This is a genomic window from Enterobacter sp. BNK-18 (assembly GCF_047456135.1).
GTDB lineage: Bacteria > Pseudomonadota > Gammaproteobacteria > Enterobacterales > Enterobacteriaceae > Enterobacter > Enterobacter ludwigii.
Genome location: NZ_CP179899.1, coordinates 2,269,256 through 2,286,475 on the forward strand (window position 1 = coordinate 2,269,256; position 17,220 = coordinate 2,286,475).

The 17,220-nt window shown below is 56.6% G+C and carries 16 protein-coding genes; 7 read left to right on the forward strand and 9 right to left on the reverse strand.

Features of this window, described 5'->3' with window-relative positions; all coding sequences use genetic code 11:
• Positions 1-128: 128 nt before the first annotated feature.
• Together ACMGG3_RS10985 and ACMGG3_RS10990 are read left to right on the forward strand one after the other, a co-directional pair.
• A complete protein-coding gene (locus ACMGG3_RS10985) occupies positions 129-461 on the forward strand; it encodes an RcnB family protein (RefSeq protein WP_008500887.1) in 333 nt (110 codons plus the stop codon).
• Positions 436-891, forward strand: coding sequence for a GNAT family N-acetyltransferase (locus tag ACMGG3_RS10990; RefSeq protein WP_014170875.1), 456 nt, complete (start codon positions 436-438; stop codon positions 889-891). Before ACMGG3_RS10985 ends, ACMGG3_RS10990 begins: the two co-directional genes overlap by 26 nt.
• A 94-nt stretch (positions 892-985) precedes the next feature.
• Here ACMGG3_RS10990 and apbC read toward each other — a convergent pair whose 3' ends face one another.
• The gene (apbC, locus tag ACMGG3_RS10995; protein WP_020883218.1) at positions 986-2,095 is read right to left on the reverse strand and encodes an iron-sulfur cluster carrier protein ApbC; all 1,110 of its coding nucleotides are present in this window, start codon (positions 2,093-2,095) and stop codon (positions 986-988) included.
• 137 nt (positions 2,096-2,232) lie between these two features.
• Here apbC and metG point away from each other — a divergent pair, with 137 nt between their 5' ends.
• Positions 2,233-4,266, forward strand: coding sequence for a methionine--tRNA ligase (gene metG, locus ACMGG3_RS11000; RefSeq protein ID WP_414149894.1), 2,034 nt, complete (start codon positions 2,233-2,235; stop codon positions 4,264-4,266).
• A gap of 65 nt (positions 4,267-4,331) precedes the next feature.
• Here metG and ACMGG3_RS11005 read toward each other — a convergent pair whose 3' ends face one another.
• From ACMGG3_RS11005 to ACMGG3_RS11015, 3 genes are read right to left on the reverse strand one after another with little or no spacing between them, the layout of a single operon-like run.
• A complete protein-coding gene (locus ACMGG3_RS11005; protein WP_014170878.1) occupies positions 4,332-4,802 on the reverse strand; it encodes a DUF1456 family protein in 471 nt (156 codons plus the stop codon).
• A gap of 52 nt (positions 4,803-4,854) precedes the next feature.
• The gene (gene btsR / locus ACMGG3_RS11010) at positions 4,855-5,574 is read right to left on the reverse strand and encodes a two-component system response regulator BtsR (RefSeq protein WP_020883216.1); all 720 of its coding nucleotides are present in this window, start codon (positions 5,572-5,574) and stop codon (positions 4,855-4,857) included.
• Complete coding sequence (locus ACMGG3_RS11015) at positions 5,568-7,253, reverse strand: sensor histidine kinase (protein ID WP_040017978.1); 1,686 nt, start codon at positions 7,251-7,253, stop codon at positions 5,568-5,570. Before ACMGG3_RS11015 ends, btsR begins: the two co-directional genes overlap by 7 nt.
• A gap of 217 nt (positions 7,254-7,470) precedes the next feature.
• On the opposite strand from ACMGG3_RS11015, the gene mlrA reads away from it, so the two are divergent.
• Together mlrA and ACMGG3_RS11025 are read left to right on the forward strand one after the other, a co-directional pair.
• Positions 7,471-8,211 carry an HTH-type transcriptional regulator MlrA gene (gene mlrA, locus ACMGG3_RS11020; RefSeq protein WP_020883214.1) on the forward strand — a complete coding sequence of 247 codons (741 nt, stop codon included), beginning with the start codon at positions 7,471-7,473 and terminating at the stop codon, positions 8,209-8,211.
• 69 nt (positions 8,212-8,280) lie between these two features.
• Positions 8,281-8,394, forward strand: a complete 114-nt coding sequence (locus tag ACMGG3_RS11025; RefSeq protein WP_010433613.1) for a protein YohO — start codon at positions 8,281-8,283, stop codon at positions 8,392-8,394.
• Here ACMGG3_RS11025 and ACMGG3_RS11030 read toward each other — a convergent pair.
• From ACMGG3_RS11030 to bglX, 5 genes are all read right to left on the reverse strand, one after another.
• Positions 8,369-9,106, reverse strand: coding sequence for an ABC transporter permease (locus ACMGG3_RS11030; RefSeq protein WP_025203651.1), 738 nt, complete (start codon positions 9,104-9,106; stop codon positions 8,369-8,371). The two genes, ACMGG3_RS11025 and ACMGG3_RS11030, sit on opposite strands and share 26 nt — an antisense overlap.
• Positions 9,090-10,040, reverse strand: coding sequence for an ABC transporter ATP-binding protein (locus ACMGG3_RS11035; protein ID WP_032678565.1), 951 nt, complete (start codon positions 10,038-10,040; stop codon positions 9,090-9,092). Before ACMGG3_RS11035 ends, ACMGG3_RS11030 begins: the two co-directional genes overlap by 17 nt.
• A complete protein-coding gene (locus ACMGG3_RS11040) occupies positions 10,033-11,190 on the reverse strand; it encodes an ABC transporter permease (RefSeq protein ID WP_025203650.1) in 1,158 nt (385 codons plus the stop codon). The genes ACMGG3_RS11035 and ACMGG3_RS11040 overlap by 8 nt, the downstream gene beginning before the upstream one ends.
• 12 nt (positions 11,191-11,202) lie before the next feature.
• Positions 11,203-12,120 carry an ABC transporter substrate-binding protein gene (locus tag ACMGG3_RS11045; protein ID WP_014170886.1) on the reverse strand — a complete coding sequence of 306 codons (918 nt, stop codon included), beginning with the start codon at positions 12,118-12,120 and terminating at the stop codon, positions 11,203-11,205.
• A gap of 146 nt (positions 12,121-12,266) precedes the next feature.
• Positions 12,267-14,564: a beta-glucosidase BglX gene (gene bglX, locus ACMGG3_RS11050; RefSeq protein ID WP_059306313.1), complete on the reverse strand. Its 2,298-nt coding sequence runs from the start codon at positions 14,562-14,564 to the stop codon at positions 12,267-12,269.
• 189 nt (positions 14,565-14,753) lie between these two features.
• Between bglX and dld the strand changes: the two genes are divergently transcribed.
• Both dld and ACMGG3_RS11060 read left to right on the forward strand, forming a co-directional pair.
• A complete protein-coding gene (gene dld, locus ACMGG3_RS11055) occupies positions 14,754-16,502 on the forward strand; it encodes a D-lactate dehydrogenase (protein ID WP_020883209.1) in 1,749 nt (582 codons plus the stop codon).
• A 111-nt stretch (positions 16,503-16,613) separates the two neighbouring features.
• The gene (locus tag ACMGG3_RS11060) at positions 16,614-17,168 is read left to right on the forward strand and encodes a GNAT family N-acetyltransferase (protein WP_020883208.1); all 555 of its coding nucleotides are present in this window, start codon (positions 16,614-16,616) and stop codon (positions 17,166-17,168) included.
• Positions 17,169-17,220: the final 52 nt, after the last annotated feature.

The following is a 17,220-nucleotide window of genomic DNA, read 5'->3' on the forward strand; positions in this document are numbered from 1 at the left end:
AAAACCGTCCACTTTTGTTACATTTTTTTTCAAACACACCATGCTTTGGTACTTAAAATGGACCGTCTGCCTCGCGTTCCATGAACCCGCAGACGAAAAGTATCTGTAACGATATCACTGGAGAAAAAATGGCTAAGCGTAAATTGCTGCTTCTGGGTGTATTACTGTCTCTGGCGGGTTCCGCGTTTTCTGCCCCGCAAACCGCCGCTGCGCCATCAGGCATTAAAGCCTATGAGGAACAAGAGTTCATCGCTGATTTCACCAAATTCAAGATTGGCGACACCGCACCGGCGCAGTATCAAACGCCTGAGTACACCATTAAACAGTACCAGCTGCGTAACCTGCCGGCCCCGGATGCGGGTACCCACTGGACCTATATGGGCGAGAACTACGTCCTGATTGGCGATGCAGATGGCAAAATCTACAAAGCCTACAATGGAGATATCTTCTATCACCGCTAATGACATTTTAATCCGGCCCTGGCAGGAGAGCGATCGCCCCTTTTTGCGAACACTCTATCTCCACGCGCGGCGCGAGGCCTGGCCATGGCTGGACGGTTCCGAGTGGCAGCTTGAAGACTTTGACGCGGCAACCCGCGACGAAGTGATTTGGGTGGCCGTTCAGGACGGTCATCGACTGGGTTTTGCGTCGGTGTGGACGAACGACAATTTCCTGCACAATCTGTTTGTCGATCCGCAGTATCAAGGTCTGGGCGTCGGTCATTTGCTCCTTGAACAGGTGCAAAACGCGTTCACCAGTACGGGTTCGCTGAAGTGTCTGGTAAAGAATGACCGGGCTGTTGCCTTTTACCAGCGCCATGGCTGGCATATTGAAGCGAAGGGTGACTCGCCGGAAGGTGAGTACTTTTTAATGCATTACGTACAGCGTTAAACGCGGGTGACGCTTCGCTGAGCCGGCCTACAACACGTTATTTCCGTAGGCCGGGTCAGGCGCAAACGCCGCCCGGCAATTCAGACTAAAGCACTCACACCGCGCGAAACGCAATTTCACTCGGGATGACTTCGCCCTGCCAGTAAAGCTGCGCCGCAACGCGCCCCGCCAGCTGTCGATACATCTCTGCAAATTCACTGTCCGGACGGCTGACGACCGTCGGCTTCCCGCTGTCCAGATCTTCACGCAGCGAGATGTGCAGCGGCATCTGCCCAAGCAGTTGGGTGTGATACTGCGCAGCCAGTTTTTCTGCCCCACCGGTGCCAAAGATAGGCTCATGGTGTCCGCAGTTGCTGCAGATATGCATGCTCATGTTCTCGACAATACCCAGCACCGGCACGTCCACTTTCTCGAACATCACGATGCCTTTTTTGGCGTCGATCAGCGCGATGTCCTGCGGGGTGGTCACCACGACCGCTCCCGTGACCGGAATGTTTTGCGCCAGCGTCAGCTGAATGTCACCGGTGCCCGGCGGCATATCCAGCACCAGATAATCCAGATCGGGCCACATTGTCTCCTGCAACATCTGCATCAGCGCTTTGCTGGCCATCGGGCCACGCCACACCATGGCGTTATCGTCAGTCACCAGATAACCAATGGAGTTGGTTGCCAGACCGTGGGCCATGATCGGTGCCATGTGCGTGCCATCCGGCGAGGTCGGGCGCTGGTTTTCCGCGCCCAGCATGTTAGGCACAGACGGTCCGTAAATATCGGCGTCCAGAATACCGACTTTCGCCCCTTCGGCTGCCAGCGCGAGCGCCAGGTTTACCGCCGTGGAGGATTTACCCACCCCACCCTTGCCTGAACTGACGGCAATGATGTTTTTCACGCCGTTCACGCCCGGGTGGTTTTTCACACGCTTGAGGGTGGCGATGCTGTGGGTCAGCTTCCAGTCAATGGCTTTCGCGCCGGTAATGCGCAACAGCTCAGAGCTGGTTTGCTCTTTCAGCGCGTCAAACGCGCTGGTCCAGACGAAGGGCATCTGCAGCTCGATGTGCAGCGTATCGTCCAGCCATGCGACATGGTGTAACGCTTTCAGCGTGGTGAGATTGTGCTTCAGGGTTGGATGCTGAAAGTTAGCCAGCGTCCCGGCGACCATTGCTCTTAAGGCTTCCGGTGATTTGGCCTGGGATTGAGAACTCATCCCGACTCCTTTGTTCTTGTGAATAAGACCTTAGATGAACAAGTTTACCTGAAAGGCCGTGGTTTGTGCTTACTTAATAATGCCCCTTTTGGTAATATCAAAAACCCTTTTCACAGTTAAAAGAAGTAATGCCTACTATGACTCAAGTCGCGAAGAAAATTCTGGTAACGTGCGCACTGCCGTACGCCAACGGCTCAATCCACCTCGGCCACATGCTGGAGCATATCCAGGCTGATGTCTGGGTCCGTTACCAGCGAATGCGCGGCCACGAGGTTAACTTCATCTGCGCGGACGATGCCCACGGCACGCCGATCATGCTGAAAGCGCAGCAGTTGGGGATCTCCCCAGAGCAGATGATTGCCGAAATGAGTCAGGAGCATCAGACCGATTTTGCGGGCTTTGACATCAGCTATGACAACTATCACTCCACGCACAGCGAAGAAAACCGTGAGCTGTCGGAGCTGATCTACTCTCGCCTGAAAGAGAACGGTTTTATTAAAAACCGCACCATCTCTCAGCTGTACGATCCGGAAAAAGGCATGTTCCTGCCGGACCGCTTTGTCAAAGGTACCTGCCCAAAATGTAAATCACCGGATCAGTATGGCGATAACTGCGAAGTGTGCGGCGCAACCTACAGCCCGACCGAGCTTATCGATCCGAAATCTGTTGTTTCGGGTGCCACACCGGTAATGCGTGATTCCGAGCACTTCTTCTTCGACCTGCCGTCCTTCAGCGAAATGCTGCAGGCGTGGACCCGCAGCGGCGCGCTGCAGGAGCAGGTCGCGAATAAAATGCAGGAGTGGTTCGAATCCGGTCTGCAGCAGTGGGATATCTCCCGCGATGCACCGTATTTCGGTTTCGAAATTCCGAACGCACCGGGTAAATACTTCTACGTCTGGCTGGATGCGCCAATCGGGTACATGGGCTCCTTCAAGAACCTGTGCGACAAGCGCGGCGACACCGTCAGCTTTGACGAATACTGGAAGAAAGATTCCGACGCCGAGCTGTATCACTTTATCGGCAAAGACATTGTTTACTTCCACAGCCTGTTCTGGCCGGCGATGCTGGAAGGCAGTAACTTCCGTAAACCAACCAACCTGTTTGTGCACGGCTACGTGACGGTCAACGGCGCGAAGATGTCCAAATCTCGCGGTACGTTCATTAAAGCCAGCACCTGGCTGAACCACTTCGACGCGGACAGCCTGCGTTATTACTACACGGCGAAGCTCTCTTCTCGCATCGACGATATCGACCTGAACCTGGAAGATTTCGTGCAGCGCGTGAACGCCGACATCGTCAACAAAGTCGTGAACCTGGCTTCCCGTAACGCAGGCTTTATCGCCAAGCGTTTCGACGGCGTGCTGTCTGCCGAACTGGCCGATCCTGAGCTGTACAAAACCTTCACCGACGCCGCCGCGGCGGTTGGCGAAGCCTGGGAAAGCCGTGAGTTCGGTAAAGCGATTCGTGAAATCATGGCGCTGGCTGACGTGGCTAACCGCTACGTTGACGAGCAGGCACCGTGGGTTGTCGCGAAACAGGAAGGCCGCGACGCCGACCTGCAGGCGATCTGCACCATGGGCCTGAACATGTTCCGCGTGCTGATGACCTGGCTGAAGCCGGTACTGCCACAGCTGGCCTCCCGCGCTGAAGCGTTCCTCAACACCGAGCTGACCTGGGATGCTATCCAGCAGCCGCTGCTCGGCCACAAGGTGAATACCTTCAAGGCGCTGTACAACCGCATCGAGATGAAGCAGGTAGAATCCCTGGTGGAAGCGTCTAAAGAAGAGGTGAAGGCTGCCGCTGCGCCGGTGACTGGCCCGCTGGCAGACGATCCGATTCAGGAGACCATTACCTTTGATGATTTCGCCAAGGTCGATCTGCGTGTCGCACTGATTGAAAACGCGGAATTTGTCGAAGGCTCGGACAAACTGCTGCGCCTGACGCTGGATCTGGGCGGTGAGAAGCGTAACGTCTTCTCCGGTATCCGTTCTGCCTATCCTGATCCGCAGGTGCTGATTGGCCGTCAGACCGTGATGGTCGCTAACCTGGCACCGCGCAAAATGCGCTTCGGCATCTCGGAAGGCATGGTGATGGCGGCAGGTCCTGGCGGGAAAGATATCTTCCTGTTAAGCCCTGATGAAGGCGCCAAACCAGGTCAGCAGGTGAAATAATAAAAAAGCCGGAGATAATCTCCGGCTTTTTTTTTGCCTCTTCATCCTTCACGCCCCGGTACCACTCACGGCTTAGCGTGATGCACCCGGTGAGTCAGTCCGCGTAAAAAATAACGCAAAAACTGGTCGCCGCACTCGCGGTAGTTCTTATGGTCCGGCGCACGCATCATGGCGGTGATCTCCGGCATCGACACGCGGTGCTTCTGCTCTGTCATAATCGCCAGAATATCGTCTGTTTTCAGTGAAAACGCGATACGCAGCTTTTTCAGCACCGTGTTGTTATTCACCCGACGCTCAAGCGCCAGTTCTGGTGCTGAGTCATCTTTCCCGCGCTTGTCGTAGATGAGGCCGTTCAGGAAGCCAGACAGGATAATGTCAGGGCAGCGAACAAACCCCTCTTCATCCTCTTTTGTCATCCATGTGTCGAAACCGGCAGAGGTGGACTCCATGCCAGCAAGCGCAAGAATGCGCACCATATCGTTATTGTTTGCTTTCAGGGTGTAGCGCAGGCTACGGAGAATATCATTACTGAGCATGGGTGCCTTTAACTTAACTGTCGATGATGCAATGGGGCGCAGTGTACCAGTTTTACAGGCCGATCGCCTCTTTCAAACTCTTAAGGTAGCGGCGACTGACGGGGACGGTTTGCCCGGCACGCAGCACCAGCTCTGCCTGTCCGTTGTCTTCCAGCCGGATCTCTTTCAGGTGCGCCATGTTCACCAGATACTGGCGATGGCAACGAACGAGCGGCGTTCGGCTCTCCAGCGTCCGCAGCGTCAGCTCGGTAAAGCCTTCGTTCCCCTCCGCGCTGGTAACAAATACGCCGCTCAAACGGCTGCTGACAAACGCCACATCGTCCATCTGCAGAAGGTAAATCCGACTGTGGCCGGTGCAGGGGATAAACTTCAGCGGCTGCTGGTTTTCCGGCAACAGCGTGACATCCTGCACGGTGCGCTCCTGGCGCAAACGGCTGAGAGTCTTTTCAAGACGCTTCTCTTCAATCGGTTTCAGTAAATAATCGAATGCGTGCTCCTCAAAGGCTTTGACGGCGTATTCATCGAAGGCGGTCAAAAACACAATGTAGGGGCGATGCTCCGGGTCGAGCATTCCGACCATCTCCAGACCGCTAATTCGGGGCATCTGAATGTCGAGGAACAGCACGTCCGGGCGCAGTTTGTGCACGGCGCCAATGGCCTCAATGGCGTTTGCGCACTCCCCCACAATCTCAATGTCAGGCTGCTCCTGCAACAGAACGCGCAGGTTTTCCCGTGCTAACGGCTCATCATCCACAATCAGCACTCTTAGCATGCGTTTTCCTCCAGCGGCAGTCGTAACGTAATACGGGTGAATCGGTCGGGCTCGCAGGCAACGGTAATGCCACAGTCATCACCAAAGTGCGCGCGCAGGCGTTTATCCACCAGGCTCATCCCTAATCCGCCTGAGGTGGAAGGCACGTAAAGCCCGGCGTTATCTTCAATATCCAGCACCAGGTGATGGTTAAAGCGGCTGGCGGAAATGGTGATCTCCCCAATCCCCAACAGCTGTGACGTACCGTGTTTAATGGCGTTTTCCACAATAGGCTGCAGGGTAAAGGCCGGAAGATGCTGATACGCCAGCTCATCCGGGACGGATAACGACACCTGCAGACGAGTCTGGAAGCGGGCCTGCTCAATCTGCAGGTAGGCATTAACGTGTTCTATTTCATCGGCCAGGGTCACAATCTCGGACGGACGTTTAAGGTTTTTGCGGAAAAACGTCGACAGGAACTGAACCAGCTGCGCGGCCTGATCGCTGTCGCGGCGGATCACCGCTTTGAGCGTATTAAGCGCATTGAACAGGAAATGCGGATTCACCTGAGCGTGCAGGAGTTTAATTTCGGATTGCGTCAGCAACGCTTTCTGACGCTCATACTGCCCGGCGAGGATCTGCGCGGAGAGCAGCTGAGCGATGCCCTCTCCCAGCGTACGGTTGATAGAGCTGAACAGACGGTTTTTCGCTTCATAAAGCTTGATGGTGCCCATTACCCGCTGGTTTTCCCCGCGCAGCGGAATGACCAGCGTGGAGCCCAGTTTGCACTGCGGGTGCAGCGAACAGCGGTAAGGAACTTCGTTGCCGTCGGCATACACCACTTCCCCGGTTTCAATGGCGCGCAGCGTATAGGCGGAGGAGATCGGTTTCCCGGGGAGATGGTGATCGTCGCCCGTGCCGGTAAAAGCCAGCAACCGTTCACGGTCGGTTATCGCCACCGCGCCGATATCCAGCTCCTTATAAAGCACCTGCGCCACCTTCATGCTGTTCTCTTCGTTAAAGCCCTGACGAAGGATCCCCTCCGTCGAGGCGGCGACCTTCAGGGCCGTCGCGGAAAACGCCGAGGTGTACTTCTCAAACATGGCGCGCTTGTCGAGCAGAATACGCATAAACAGCGCAGCACCCACGGTATTCGTCACCATCATCGGGGCGGCGATATTGCTCACCAGATGGAGCGCATCTTCAAACGGTCGGGCAATCAGCAAGATGATGGCCATTTGCGCCATTTCAGCGACAAAGGTGATCGCCCCGGCGGTGAGCGGGCTAAAGACTTTATCCGGACGACCGCGCTTAATCATATAGCTGTGAACCAGGCCGCCGAGCAGCCCTTCGACGATCGTTGAGATCATACAGCTTAGCGCCGTCATGCCGCCCATCGAATACCGATGCAGGCCACCGGTTAATCCGACCAGCCCACCGACCACAGGGCCGCCAAGCAGCCCGCCCATCACGGCACCGATGGCTCGCGTATTGGCAATGGAGTCTTCGATATGGAGACCAAAATAGGTTCCCATAATGCAGAAAATCGAGAAGGTCACGTAGCAGAGCAGCTTGTGCGGCAGGCGTACGGTAACTTGCATCAGCGGAATGAACAGACGCGTTTTACTCATCAACCAGGCGATGACAAGAAACACGCACATCTGCTGAAGCAACAGCAGCACCAGATTAAACTCGTACATACTCAAAACCGCACACCCTCAAAACGCGTAACATACACTGCTGGCGGTAAACTTTCTTTGAAGCGCGGCAAAAAAGCTGCAATTCGTGCCCGGCATCACACCTTTTGCCGAACCTAACGCCTGCTTCGCATTATTCGTGCAAAAAACAACCATTTCTTCCTGGTTCAGTAAACAGGGACTACAGTTAACCTGGGGACGCGTAAGCCAGGGGGCGAATATGGCGCTTTACACAATCGGTGAAGTGGCACTCCTTTGTGATATCAATCCCGTCACGCTACGGGCATGGCAGCGACGGTATGGATTACTCAAACCGCAGAGAACGGACGGAGGCCATCGTCTCTTCAACGATGCCGATATCGACCGGATCCGCGAGATCAAAAGCTGGATCGATAACGGTGTGCAGGTTGGCAAAGTGAAATCCCTGCTCAGCCATGACGATCCTGACACGCAGCTTCTCTGGCGCGAACAACAGGAAACGTTGCTGCGCCTTCTGCAGGCGGGCAATCTGCAGCGCCTGCGCGCATGGATAAAAGAGCAAGGGCGCGATTATCCTGCGCAAACGCTGATCACGCATCTTTTCATCCCGCTCCGTCGACGCCTGCAGTGCCAGCAGACCACCCTGCAGGCGCTGCTGAGTATGCTCGACGGCGTCCTGATCAACTACATTGCCGTCTGCCTTGCCTCGGCGAAGAACAAGCACGGAAAAGACGCGCTGGTGGTCGGCTGGAACGTGCACGATACTACTCGTCTGTGGCTGGAGGCCTGGATTGCCACCCAGAATGGCTGGCGCGTTGATGTTCTTGTGCACTCGCTGGCGCAATTTCGCCCTGAATTGTTCGACGGCCAGACCCTGCTGGTCTGGTGCGGGGAAGTGCCTTCCGCCTCACAGCAACAGCTGATGACGGAATGGCGTGAACATGGTTACCCGGTTTACTCGCTTGGCCCGGAAGAGCCGTAACGGCATTTAATGGTTCATTAACAGCTGCGCTTCACCGTATAATTGTTCCGTTAACAACAGGAGCACATGATGAAGGCAACCAAACTGGCCGTAATTACCCTTTTTGTTCTGATGGCCGTAAGCGGTATCGGCGGCGTGATGCTGGCCGGGTATTCGTTTATTGTTCGTGGCGGTGTCGGCTGAGATACTGCGCCAGACGCTCAAAAACGCGATCGACGACGATTGCCGCCAGCGCGACCAGCAACGCCCCCTGCACAATATAGGCCGTATTGAACCCGCTTAAGCCGATGATAATCGGCGTTCCCAGGGTATTGGCTCCCACCGTCGACGCAATGGTCGCCGTCCCGATGTTGATGATCACCGACGTACGGATCCCCGCAAGGATGACCGGTGCCGCCAGGGGGAGTTCAACTTTGCGCAGACGCTCTGCGCGACTCATCCCCATCCCTTCAGCAACGCTCAGTACCGACGCAGGTACCGCCGCAATACCGGCCAGCGTACCCTGCAAAATGGGCAACACACCGTATAAAATCAGCGCAATGATGGCCGGTTGCTGACCAAAACCCATCACCGGCACTGCAATCGCCAGCACCGCCACCGGCGGAAACGTCTGGCCAATCGCCGCAATGGTCTCCACCAGCGGGCGAAACTCACGTCCCGCGGGCCGCGTGACCGCGATGCCCGCCCCCACGCCCAGTACAATAGCGATGGCACTTGAGAGCACCACCAGCCAGAGATGGGCCAGGGCGAGATTAATAAAACTCTCCTGCTGATACACCGGGCGCGGCAAGTCGGGGAAGAGCGTGCTAAACAGCGCCGCGCTGTGCGGCATCAGGAACAGCAAAGCGACAAAGAGCACGACCAGCCAAAGCAGCGGATCACGAAGAGCCTTCACGTGTCACCTCCCCTGCCAGCAGATCGCGAAAATGCAGGGTGCCACTTGGCGCGCCCCGGGCATCCGCAACGGGCAACACTTCACACTGACGGGCAACAAACGCCGAAAGCGCATCCCGCAAGCTCATCTGTTCCTGCAGAGGCTCGCCACGCACCGTCGCGTCCTGTCGACGCATATAGTCGCTGACCGTACGCAGCGAGAGCAGCCTGACGCCCAACTCGCTGCGGCCAAAAAACTCACGCACAAAATCGTTTTTCGGCCAGGTCAGCAGCTCAAGCGGCGTCCCCTGCTGCACCACCTCGCCATGGTCCATCAGCACCAGATGGTCGGCCAGACGCAGCGCCTCATCAATATCGTGCGTCACAAGAATGATTGTTCGCCCCAGAATGCGATGAATGCGGGTCATTTCCGCCTGCAATGCGGCGCGCGTGACCGGATCCAGCGCGCCGAAGGGTTCATCCATCAGTAACACCTGCGGATTGGCCGCCAGCGCACGCGCCACGCCCACCCGCTGCTGCTGGCCTCCGGAAAGCTGGTGCGGGTAGCGGTCACGCAGCGCAGGTTCTAACCCGAGCAGAGACATCAGTTCATCAACCCGGTCGGCAGTTTTTGCCCGCGACCATTTCTCCAGCTGCAGCACGGTGGCGATGTTCTGCGCGACCGTCCAGTGCGGAAACAGGCCGATGGACTGGATGGCATACCCCATACGACGACGCAGTTCCAGCACAGGCAGGCTGCGGATCTCTTCTCCGGCAAAGCGGATCAGACCGCTGTCATGCTCAACCAGGCGGTTAATCATCTTCAGGGTGGTGGATTTTCCCGATCCCGATGTGCCAATCAGCACGGAAAATGCGCCCTCGGCAAAATTCAGATTGAGATGGCTTGCCGCCGGACGACCCGCAAAGGTTTTACTGACATCGTGAAATTCAATCATTGGCTCTTCTCCTGAGCAGCGCGAGCCATAAGGCAAACAGCGCGTCGATGACAACCGCCAGCGCAATCGTGGGCACCACGCCCAATAATACCAGGTCCAGGGCGCTACTCAACAGCCCCTGGAAAACCAGCGCGCCAAAGCCGCCCGCGCCAATCAGCGCCGCAATCACCGCCATACCAACGGTTTGCACCGCCACCACCCGCAGGCTGCGCAGCAGCAGGGGCAAAGCCAGCGGCAGCTGGATCTTCCAGAAACATTGTCTCGCGCTCATCCCCATTGCATGGGCACTTTCCAGCACGTCCGGCGCGACCTGGCTCAGCCCGGCCACCACGCCGCGCACCAGCGGCAGCAGCGCATAGAGCACCAGCGCGATAAGGGCTGGCGTTAAACCGGTTCCGGCGATCCCCATCGTTCCCAGCACCGGGAACGACTTCACCAGCCCGGCCAGCGGAGCAATCAACAGGCCAAACAGAGCGACGGACGGGATGGTCTGAATCACATTCAGTACGGCAAACACCCCACCCTGACGTGAAGGGTGGCGATAGCACCACATACCCAGCGGTATGCCGAGCAGTAAGGCCGGGATCAGGGTGCCGAAGAGGATCGTGAGGTGTTGCGCCAGGGCGTCATTAAACACCTCCTGACGGTTGGCGTACTCTTTTAACAGCGAGAGATTATTCAGCTCACCGCTAAACAGCAGCAGCAATGGAATACACCATATCTGGGCATTGAGTATCCAGCGCCAGACGGATGTTGAGATAAGACGGCGAATAGCATCGCTGCAGGCCAGCAGACACAGCGCCAGCCAGAGCCACAAACCGCTACCCACAGAGGTTCTTGCCAGCGGACTTTCCGCCGAGGTCATGTGCGTTGCCGCAAGCCCGCCTCCCCAGAATAAGGCGATAAACAGCCCTTCACAAAGCAGCAGCGTCAGCCACTGAGCCGTGCGTCCTTGCCAGAGCGACAACGCAACCCACGCGCCCAGTGCCGTCACCAGTAACCACGGCGTAAATGACCAGACCTGCCAGAGCGAGCGACTCTCCCCCGACATCAGGCGATTCGGGGCCACATTCACAAACGGTAACGCGACCGCCGCGATGGCCACACAGGCCAACAGCAGCAGTACGCGGTTATGACATTTTATTGGCACAGCCCTGTCCTGTTACTTCACAAGCCCTTGTTGTTTCAGGAAATCGGCGGCCACTTTTTTGGCATCCAGTCCCTCAACGGCAATGCTGGCATTCAGCTGTTGCAGCGTTTTTGCATCCAGCTTTTCGAAGACCGGTTTGAGCCATTCAGCAATATCCGGGTACGCTTTAAGTACCGCTTCCCGCACGACAGGTGCCGGGGCGTAAATCGGCTGGACGCCTTTTGGATCGGTTAAGGTTTGCAGGCCAAGCGCCGCGACCGGGCCGTCGGTGCCGTAAGCCATCGCCGCATTAACGCCTGACGTTTGCTGCGCAGCGGCTTTGATGGTCACCGCGGTATCACCGCCCGCCAGAGAGAGCAGCTGGGCCTGATCCAGTTTGAAATCATAGGCTTTTTCAAACGCCGGCAGCGCGTCCGGACGCTCAATAAACTCAGCGGAAGCCGCAAGCTTAAAGTCACCCTTCTCTTTCAGGTAGCGACTCAAATCCGCAAGCGAGGTCAGCTTTCCTTTCTCCGCCACGTCCTTGCGCACCGCGATGGTCCAGGTATTGTTGGCCGGCGCCGGCGTCAGCCAGACCAGCTTATTTTGCTCAGCGTCGAGTTTTTTGACTTTTTCATACCCGGCTTTGGCATTTTTCCACGCCGGATCGTTTTCATCTTTGAAGAAGAACGCGCCGTTGCCGGTGTATTCCGGGTAGATATCCAGCTCGCCGGAGGTAATCGCGCCGCGTACCACAGGCGTGGTTCCCAGCTGGACTTTATTGACGGTTTTAACACCGTGGCTTTCCAGTACCTGCAGAATAATGTTACCGAGCAGCGCACCTTCGGTATCTATCTTGGAACCCACTTTTACCGGTTCTGCCGCCTGTAATGGCAGACTCAGCGCCGCCAGTAACACCGCTGAACCCAACATCCCCTTTGCAATCGTCATTCCACTGTCCTCATTTTTTTGCTGCCTTTTTCAGAGGCTTGAGAGAAAAGCGTAGCTTAAAACGGCGGAATTAACCGTCAAAATGCCTTTTTAACATAAGGTAAGACGCATCCCCCGCAAAGCGGGGGATGCAAGGGAGGGAAACGTCAGAGCAGCTCGAACTCGCCTTTATTAACGCGGGCGGAATCGACCCCGATAAAGACGTTAAACTTGCCTGGCTCCGCATCATATTTCATCTGCTGGTTCCAGAACTTCAGCGCATCCACGTCGATGGGGAAGCTGATGGTTTTGGTTTCGCCCGGCTTCAGGTTGACCTTCTCGAAGCCACGCAGCTGTTTCACCGGACGGCTCATGGAGGCGGTCACATCCTGGACGTACATCTGAATGACCGTTGCCCCTTCGCGTTTACCGGTGTTGCTCACCTCGACGCTTGCGGTAACTTTGCCGTCACGCTTCAGGGTCGGCGCAGACATTTTGACGTCAGAAACCTTGAAGGTGGTGTAGCTCAGACCGTAACCAAACGGATACAGCGGGCCGTTCGCTTCATCGAAGTAACGGGAGGTGTACTTATTCGGTTTGTCGGCGTTGTACGGACGGCCGGTATTCAGGTGGCTGTAGTAAACCGGGATCTGCCCGACCGAGCGCGGGAAGGACATTGGCAGCTTGCCTGACGGGTTGTAATCGCCAAACAGCACGTCGGCAATCGCGTTACCGCCTTCAGTACCGGCGAACCAGGTTTCCAGGATCGCGTCGGCCTGCTGGTCTTCTTTAACCAGCGCCAGCGGACGACCGTTCATCAGCACCAGCACCAGCGGCTTGCCGGTCGTCTTCAGGGCGGCAATCAGATCGCGCTGGCTTTGCGGAATGGTGATGTCGGTACGGCTGGAGGCCTCATGCGCCATCCCCTGCGCTTCACCCACTACCGCGACAACCACGTCAGATTGCTTAGCGGTGTTCACCGCTTCATCAATCATCTCTTTCGGCGAACGCGGATCGACCTTCACCGCCTCTTCGTACTGATTGAGGAAGGTGACAATGTCTTTATCATTGGTGACGTTCGCCCCTTTGGCGTAAACCACTTTCGCGTTCTCACCCACGGCGTTCTTGATACCGGTCAGCACCGTGACGGACTGATCGGCCACCCCCGCTGCAGACCAGCTCCCCATCACGTCGCGCTTGCTGTCAGCCAGCGGTCCCACCACGGCAATGGTGCCGGATTTCTTCAGCGGCAGCGTGTCGAGGCGGTTTTTCAGCAGCACCAGGCTTTCGCGTGCCACATCGCGGGCCTCTTTGCGGTGCAGACGGCTTTCCGCGTTGGTGTCTACCGGGTCAGAATCTTTCGGCCCCAGGTGGCTGTACGGGTCGTTAAACAGCCCCATATCATATTTCACGTTCAGCACGTGGCGCGTGGCGTCGTCCAGCTCCGCCATGGTCACCTTACCGCTCTTCACCAGCCCCGGCAGGTATTTGCTGTAGTACTCGTCGCTCATGCTCATGTTGATGCCGGACTTGAGCGCCACGCGTACCGCATCTTCCGGATCGGAGGCGGTACCGTGCTTAATGAGCTCTTTAATGGCGCCGTGGTCAGAGACGGTAATGCCCTTAAAGCCCCACTGGTCACGCAGAACGTCTTTCAGCAGCCACGAATCGGAGGTCGCCGGCGTGCCGTTGAGGGAGTTCAGCGCCACCATCACCGCGCCGCTGCCGGCATCCAGCCCCGCTTTGTACGGTGGCATGTAGTCGTTGAACAGCCGCTGCGGGCTCATATCCACGGTGTTGTACTCTTTACCCCCTTCCACGGCGCCATAGGCCGCGAAGTGTTTGACGCTGGTCATCACCGCGTAGCGATCTGCCGGGCTCTTACCCTGCATCGCTTCCACCATGGTTTTCCCCATCGTGGCTGTTAAATAGGTATCTTCACCGAACCCTTCTGAGCCGCGGCCCCAGCGCGGATCGCGGGAGACGTCCACCATCGGTGCCCAGGTCATATTCAGGCCATCATCCGCCGCTTCATAGGCGGAAACGCGCCCCACGGTTTTCACCGCATCAAGGTTAAAGGACGATGCCAGACCAAGGCTAATCGGGAAGACGGTACGCTGACCGTGCACCACGTCATAGGCGAAGAACAGCGGAATTTTCAGGCGGCTGAGTTCCATCACCTGATCCTGCATTTTGCGGATATCCGGGCGGGTGACGGTGTTAAAAATAGCCCCGACCTGCCCGTCTTTGATCATCTCGCGGATGGCCTCTTTCGGGTTATCCGGGCCGACGCTGATAAGACGCAACTGGCCAATTTTCTCATCGACCGTCATTTTCTTGAGCAATTCCGTGACAAACGCGTCCCGTGCTTCAGGCGTGAGCGGGTGATTGCCAAACAAATCCTCTGCCAGCGCAGGTTGCAGCGCCAGGCTGACGGCGACACCTACAGAACATAGCCATTTCATGTCGTTTTACTCTCTCATCAATAACCGCCGGAAGAACTCGGCCAGACCGTGCGAAAAGCGCAGTGTGCCACAAACCCTCAGAACGTTGCAGGGTTATTCTCTGATTTTTCTCGTGAATACTCGACCGCTTAACAGTTAATCGCGCTATGCTTTACAGCGAGAAATTTGCCCCACCACAAGGAGTGGAAGATGTCTTCTGTTCGAACTCACGATAACACGACGTTTATTAACGAACTGTCGCGCCTGGTTGGCTCCTCTCACCTGCTTACCGACCCGGCAAAAACCGCCCGCTACCGTAAGGGCTTTCGTTCCGGTCAGGGCGAGGCGCTGGCGGTGGTGTTTCCCGGCACGCTGCTTGAACTCTGGCGCGTCCTGAGCGCCTGCGTGGCCGCCGACAAAATTATTCTCATGCAGGCGGCTAACACCGGCCTGACTGAAGGCTCAACGCCGAACGGCAACGATTACGATCGTGACATCGTGATCATCAGCACCCTGCGTCTCGACAAACTGCATCTGCTGGATAAAGGCGAGCAGGTGCTCGCGTTCCCTGGCACGACGCTCTACTCCCTTGAAAAAGCGCTTAAGCCGCTGGGACGCGAACCGCATTCGGTCATTGGCTCATCCTGTATTGGCGCCTCCGTGATCGGCGGGATCTGCAATAACTCCGGCGGTTCGCTGGTGCAGCGCGGCCCGGCTTACACCGAGATGTCACTTTTTGCCCGTATCGACGAAAACGGCAAGCTGACCCTGGTCAACCATCTGGGCATTGATCTTGGCGTTACGCCGGAGCAGATCCTGAGTAAGCTCGACGACGATCGGGTGAAAGATGAAGACGTCCAGCACGACGGTCGTCATGCTCACGACCACGATTACATCACCCGCGTGCGGGATATCGAAGCGGATACCCCGGCACGTTACAACGCCGACCCTGATCGCCTGTTTGAATCTTCGGGCTGTGCGGGCAAGCTGGCTGTTTTTGCCGTGCGCCTCGACACCTTCCCGGCCGAGAAAAAACAGCAGGTGTTCTACATCGGCACCAATCAGCCGGACGTGCTGACCGAGATCCGTCGTCATATTCTGGGCGAGTTCGCTCACCTGCCGGTGGCGGGCGAGTACATGCACCGTGATATTTACGACATCGCGGAACGCTACGGCAAAGATACGTTCCTGATGATCGACAAGCTCGGCACCGATAAAATGCCGTTCTTCTTCACCATGAAGGGCCGTACCGACGCGATGCTGGAAAAAGTGCCGCTGTTTAAACCCCACTTTACCGACCGCTTTATGCAGAAACTGGGCAACGTCTTCCCGTCACATCTGCCGGAGCGGATGAAAACCTGGCGCGATAAGTACGAGCATCACCTGCTGCTGAAAATGGCCGGGGACGGAATTGCCGAAGCGCAAACCTGGCTCAGTGAATTCTTCAAAACTGCCGAAGGCGATTTCTTTGCCTGTACCCCTGAAGAGGGCAGCAAAGCCTTCCTGCACCGTTTCGCCGCTGCGGGTGCCGCCATTCGTTATCAGGCGGTGCATTCAGACGAGGTGGAAGACATTCTGGCGCTGGATATCGCCCTTCGCCGCAACGATACCGAGTGGTTTGAACACTTGCCGCCGGAAATTGACAGCAAGCTGGTCCACAAGCTCTATTACGGCCACTTTATGTGCTACGTCTTCCACCAGGATTACATCGTTAAGAAAGGGGTGGATGCGCACGCGCTGAAAGAGCAGATGCTCGCGCTGCTGCACGCGCGAGGCGCACAATATCCTGCGGAACATAACGTGGGGCATCTTTATAAGGCTCCTGACGCACTTAAGCAGTTTTATCGCGAGAATGACCCCACAAACAGCATGAACCCCGGCATTGGTAAAACAACGCGGAATAAATACTGGAAAGAGAGTCCTGACGCGGAGCAGCCCGTGACGCAAGCGTCTGATTAATTCCCACAGCCAAATTTGAGAGATTGTTAAGCGCGCCTTAATCGTACTAGAGTAGCGTTCTGTCGCCGGAGAAACGTTTCTCCGGCATCTGTTACGAGGAGCAGGCACATCATGTCGGCTGTTGATATTTTATCCGAAACCGAAGTGGAAGTGCGCGATGCCCTTCCCGACGATGTGCATGCTATCGCCGCTATCTACGCCTGGCATGTGCTTCACGGGCGCGCATCCTTTGAAGAAGTTCCCCCCACCATTGATGAAATGCGTCAGCGAATGAAAAGCGTGGCCGAGAATGGCTTACCGTGGCTTGTCGCGCTGTATCGCGGCATCGTCGTAGGCTACTGCTACGCGACGCCATACCGTCCGCGCCATGCCTATCGCTACACTCTGGAAGAGTCGATTTACGTGGATGCGAGTACTACCGGTCGTGGTTTTGGCTCCGTCCTGATGGATGCGCTGATCGCCCGCTGCGAGCAAGGACCGTGGCGGCAGATGATTGCCGTTGTGGGGGATGGCAACAACAATGCCGGCTCGTTACGGTTGCATAAAAAATACGGCTTCGAAATCGTCGGTCAGTTACGCAGCGTCGGGTATAAGAAAGGTGACTGGCGGGATACGGTGATCATGCAGCGCTCACTCAATGACGGAGACTGGACGCTGCCGGAGTAAGGCGCAGCGAGGTCTGTTGCCCTCTCCCGCGGGAGAGGGCGAAAACACAGTC

What these genes read in the sequence shown, in the direction of transcription:
- ACMGG3_RS10985 (WP_008500887.1), top strand. Translation starts at nt 129, where the DNA reads ATGGCTAAGCGTAAATTGCTGCTTCTGGGTGTATTACTGTCTCTGGCG.
- ACMGG3_RS10990 (WP_014170875.1), top strand. Translation starts at nt 436, where the DNA reads ATGGAGATATCTTCTATCACCGCTAATGACATTTTAATCCGGCCCTGG.
- apbC (WP_020883218.1), bottom strand. Translation starts at nt 2,095, where the DNA reads ATGAGTTCTCAATCCCAGGCCAAATCACCGGAAGCCTTAAGAGCAATG.
- metG (WP_414149894.1), top strand. Translation starts at nt 2,233, where the DNA reads ATGACTCAAGTCGCGAAGAAAATTCTGGTAACGTGCGCACTGCCGTAC.
- ACMGG3_RS11005 (WP_014170878.1), bottom strand. Translation starts at nt 4,802, where the DNA reads ATGCTCAGTAATGATATTCTCCGTAGCCTGCGCTACACCCTGAAAGCA.
- btsR (WP_020883216.1), bottom strand. Translation starts at nt 5,574, where the DNA reads ATGCTAAGAGTGCTGATTGTGGATGATGAGCCGTTAGCACGGGAAAAC.
- ACMGG3_RS11015 (WP_040017978.1), bottom strand. Translation starts at nt 7,253, where the DNA reads ATGTACGAGTTTAATCTGGTGCTGCTGTTGCTTCAGCAGATGTGCGTG.
- mlrA (WP_020883214.1), top strand. Translation starts at nt 7,471, where the DNA reads ATGGCGCTTTACACAATCGGTGAAGTGGCACTCCTTTGTGATATCAAT.
- ACMGG3_RS11025 (WP_010433613.1), top strand. Translation starts at nt 8,281, where the DNA reads ATGAAGGCAACCAAACTGGCCGTAATTACCCTTTTTGTTCTGATGGCC.
- ACMGG3_RS11035 (WP_032678565.1), bottom strand. Translation starts at nt 10,040, where the DNA reads ATGATTGAATTTCACGATGTCAGTAAAACCTTTGCGGGTCGTCCGGCG.
- ACMGG3_RS11045 (WP_014170886.1), bottom strand. Translation starts at nt 12,120, where the DNA reads ATGACGATTGCAAAGGGGATGTTGGGTTCAGCGGTGTTACTGGCGGCG.
- bglX (WP_059306313.1), bottom strand. Translation starts at nt 14,564, where the DNA reads ATGAAATGGCTATGTTCTGTAGGTGTCGCCGTCAGCCTGGCGCTGCAA.
- dld (WP_020883209.1), top strand. Translation starts at nt 14,754, where the DNA reads ATGTCTTCTGTTCGAACTCACGATAACACGACGTTTATTAACGAACTG.
- ACMGG3_RS11060 (WP_020883208.1), top strand. Translation starts at nt 16,614, where the DNA reads ATGTCGGCTGTTGATATTTTATCCGAAACCGAAGTGGAAGTGCGCGAT.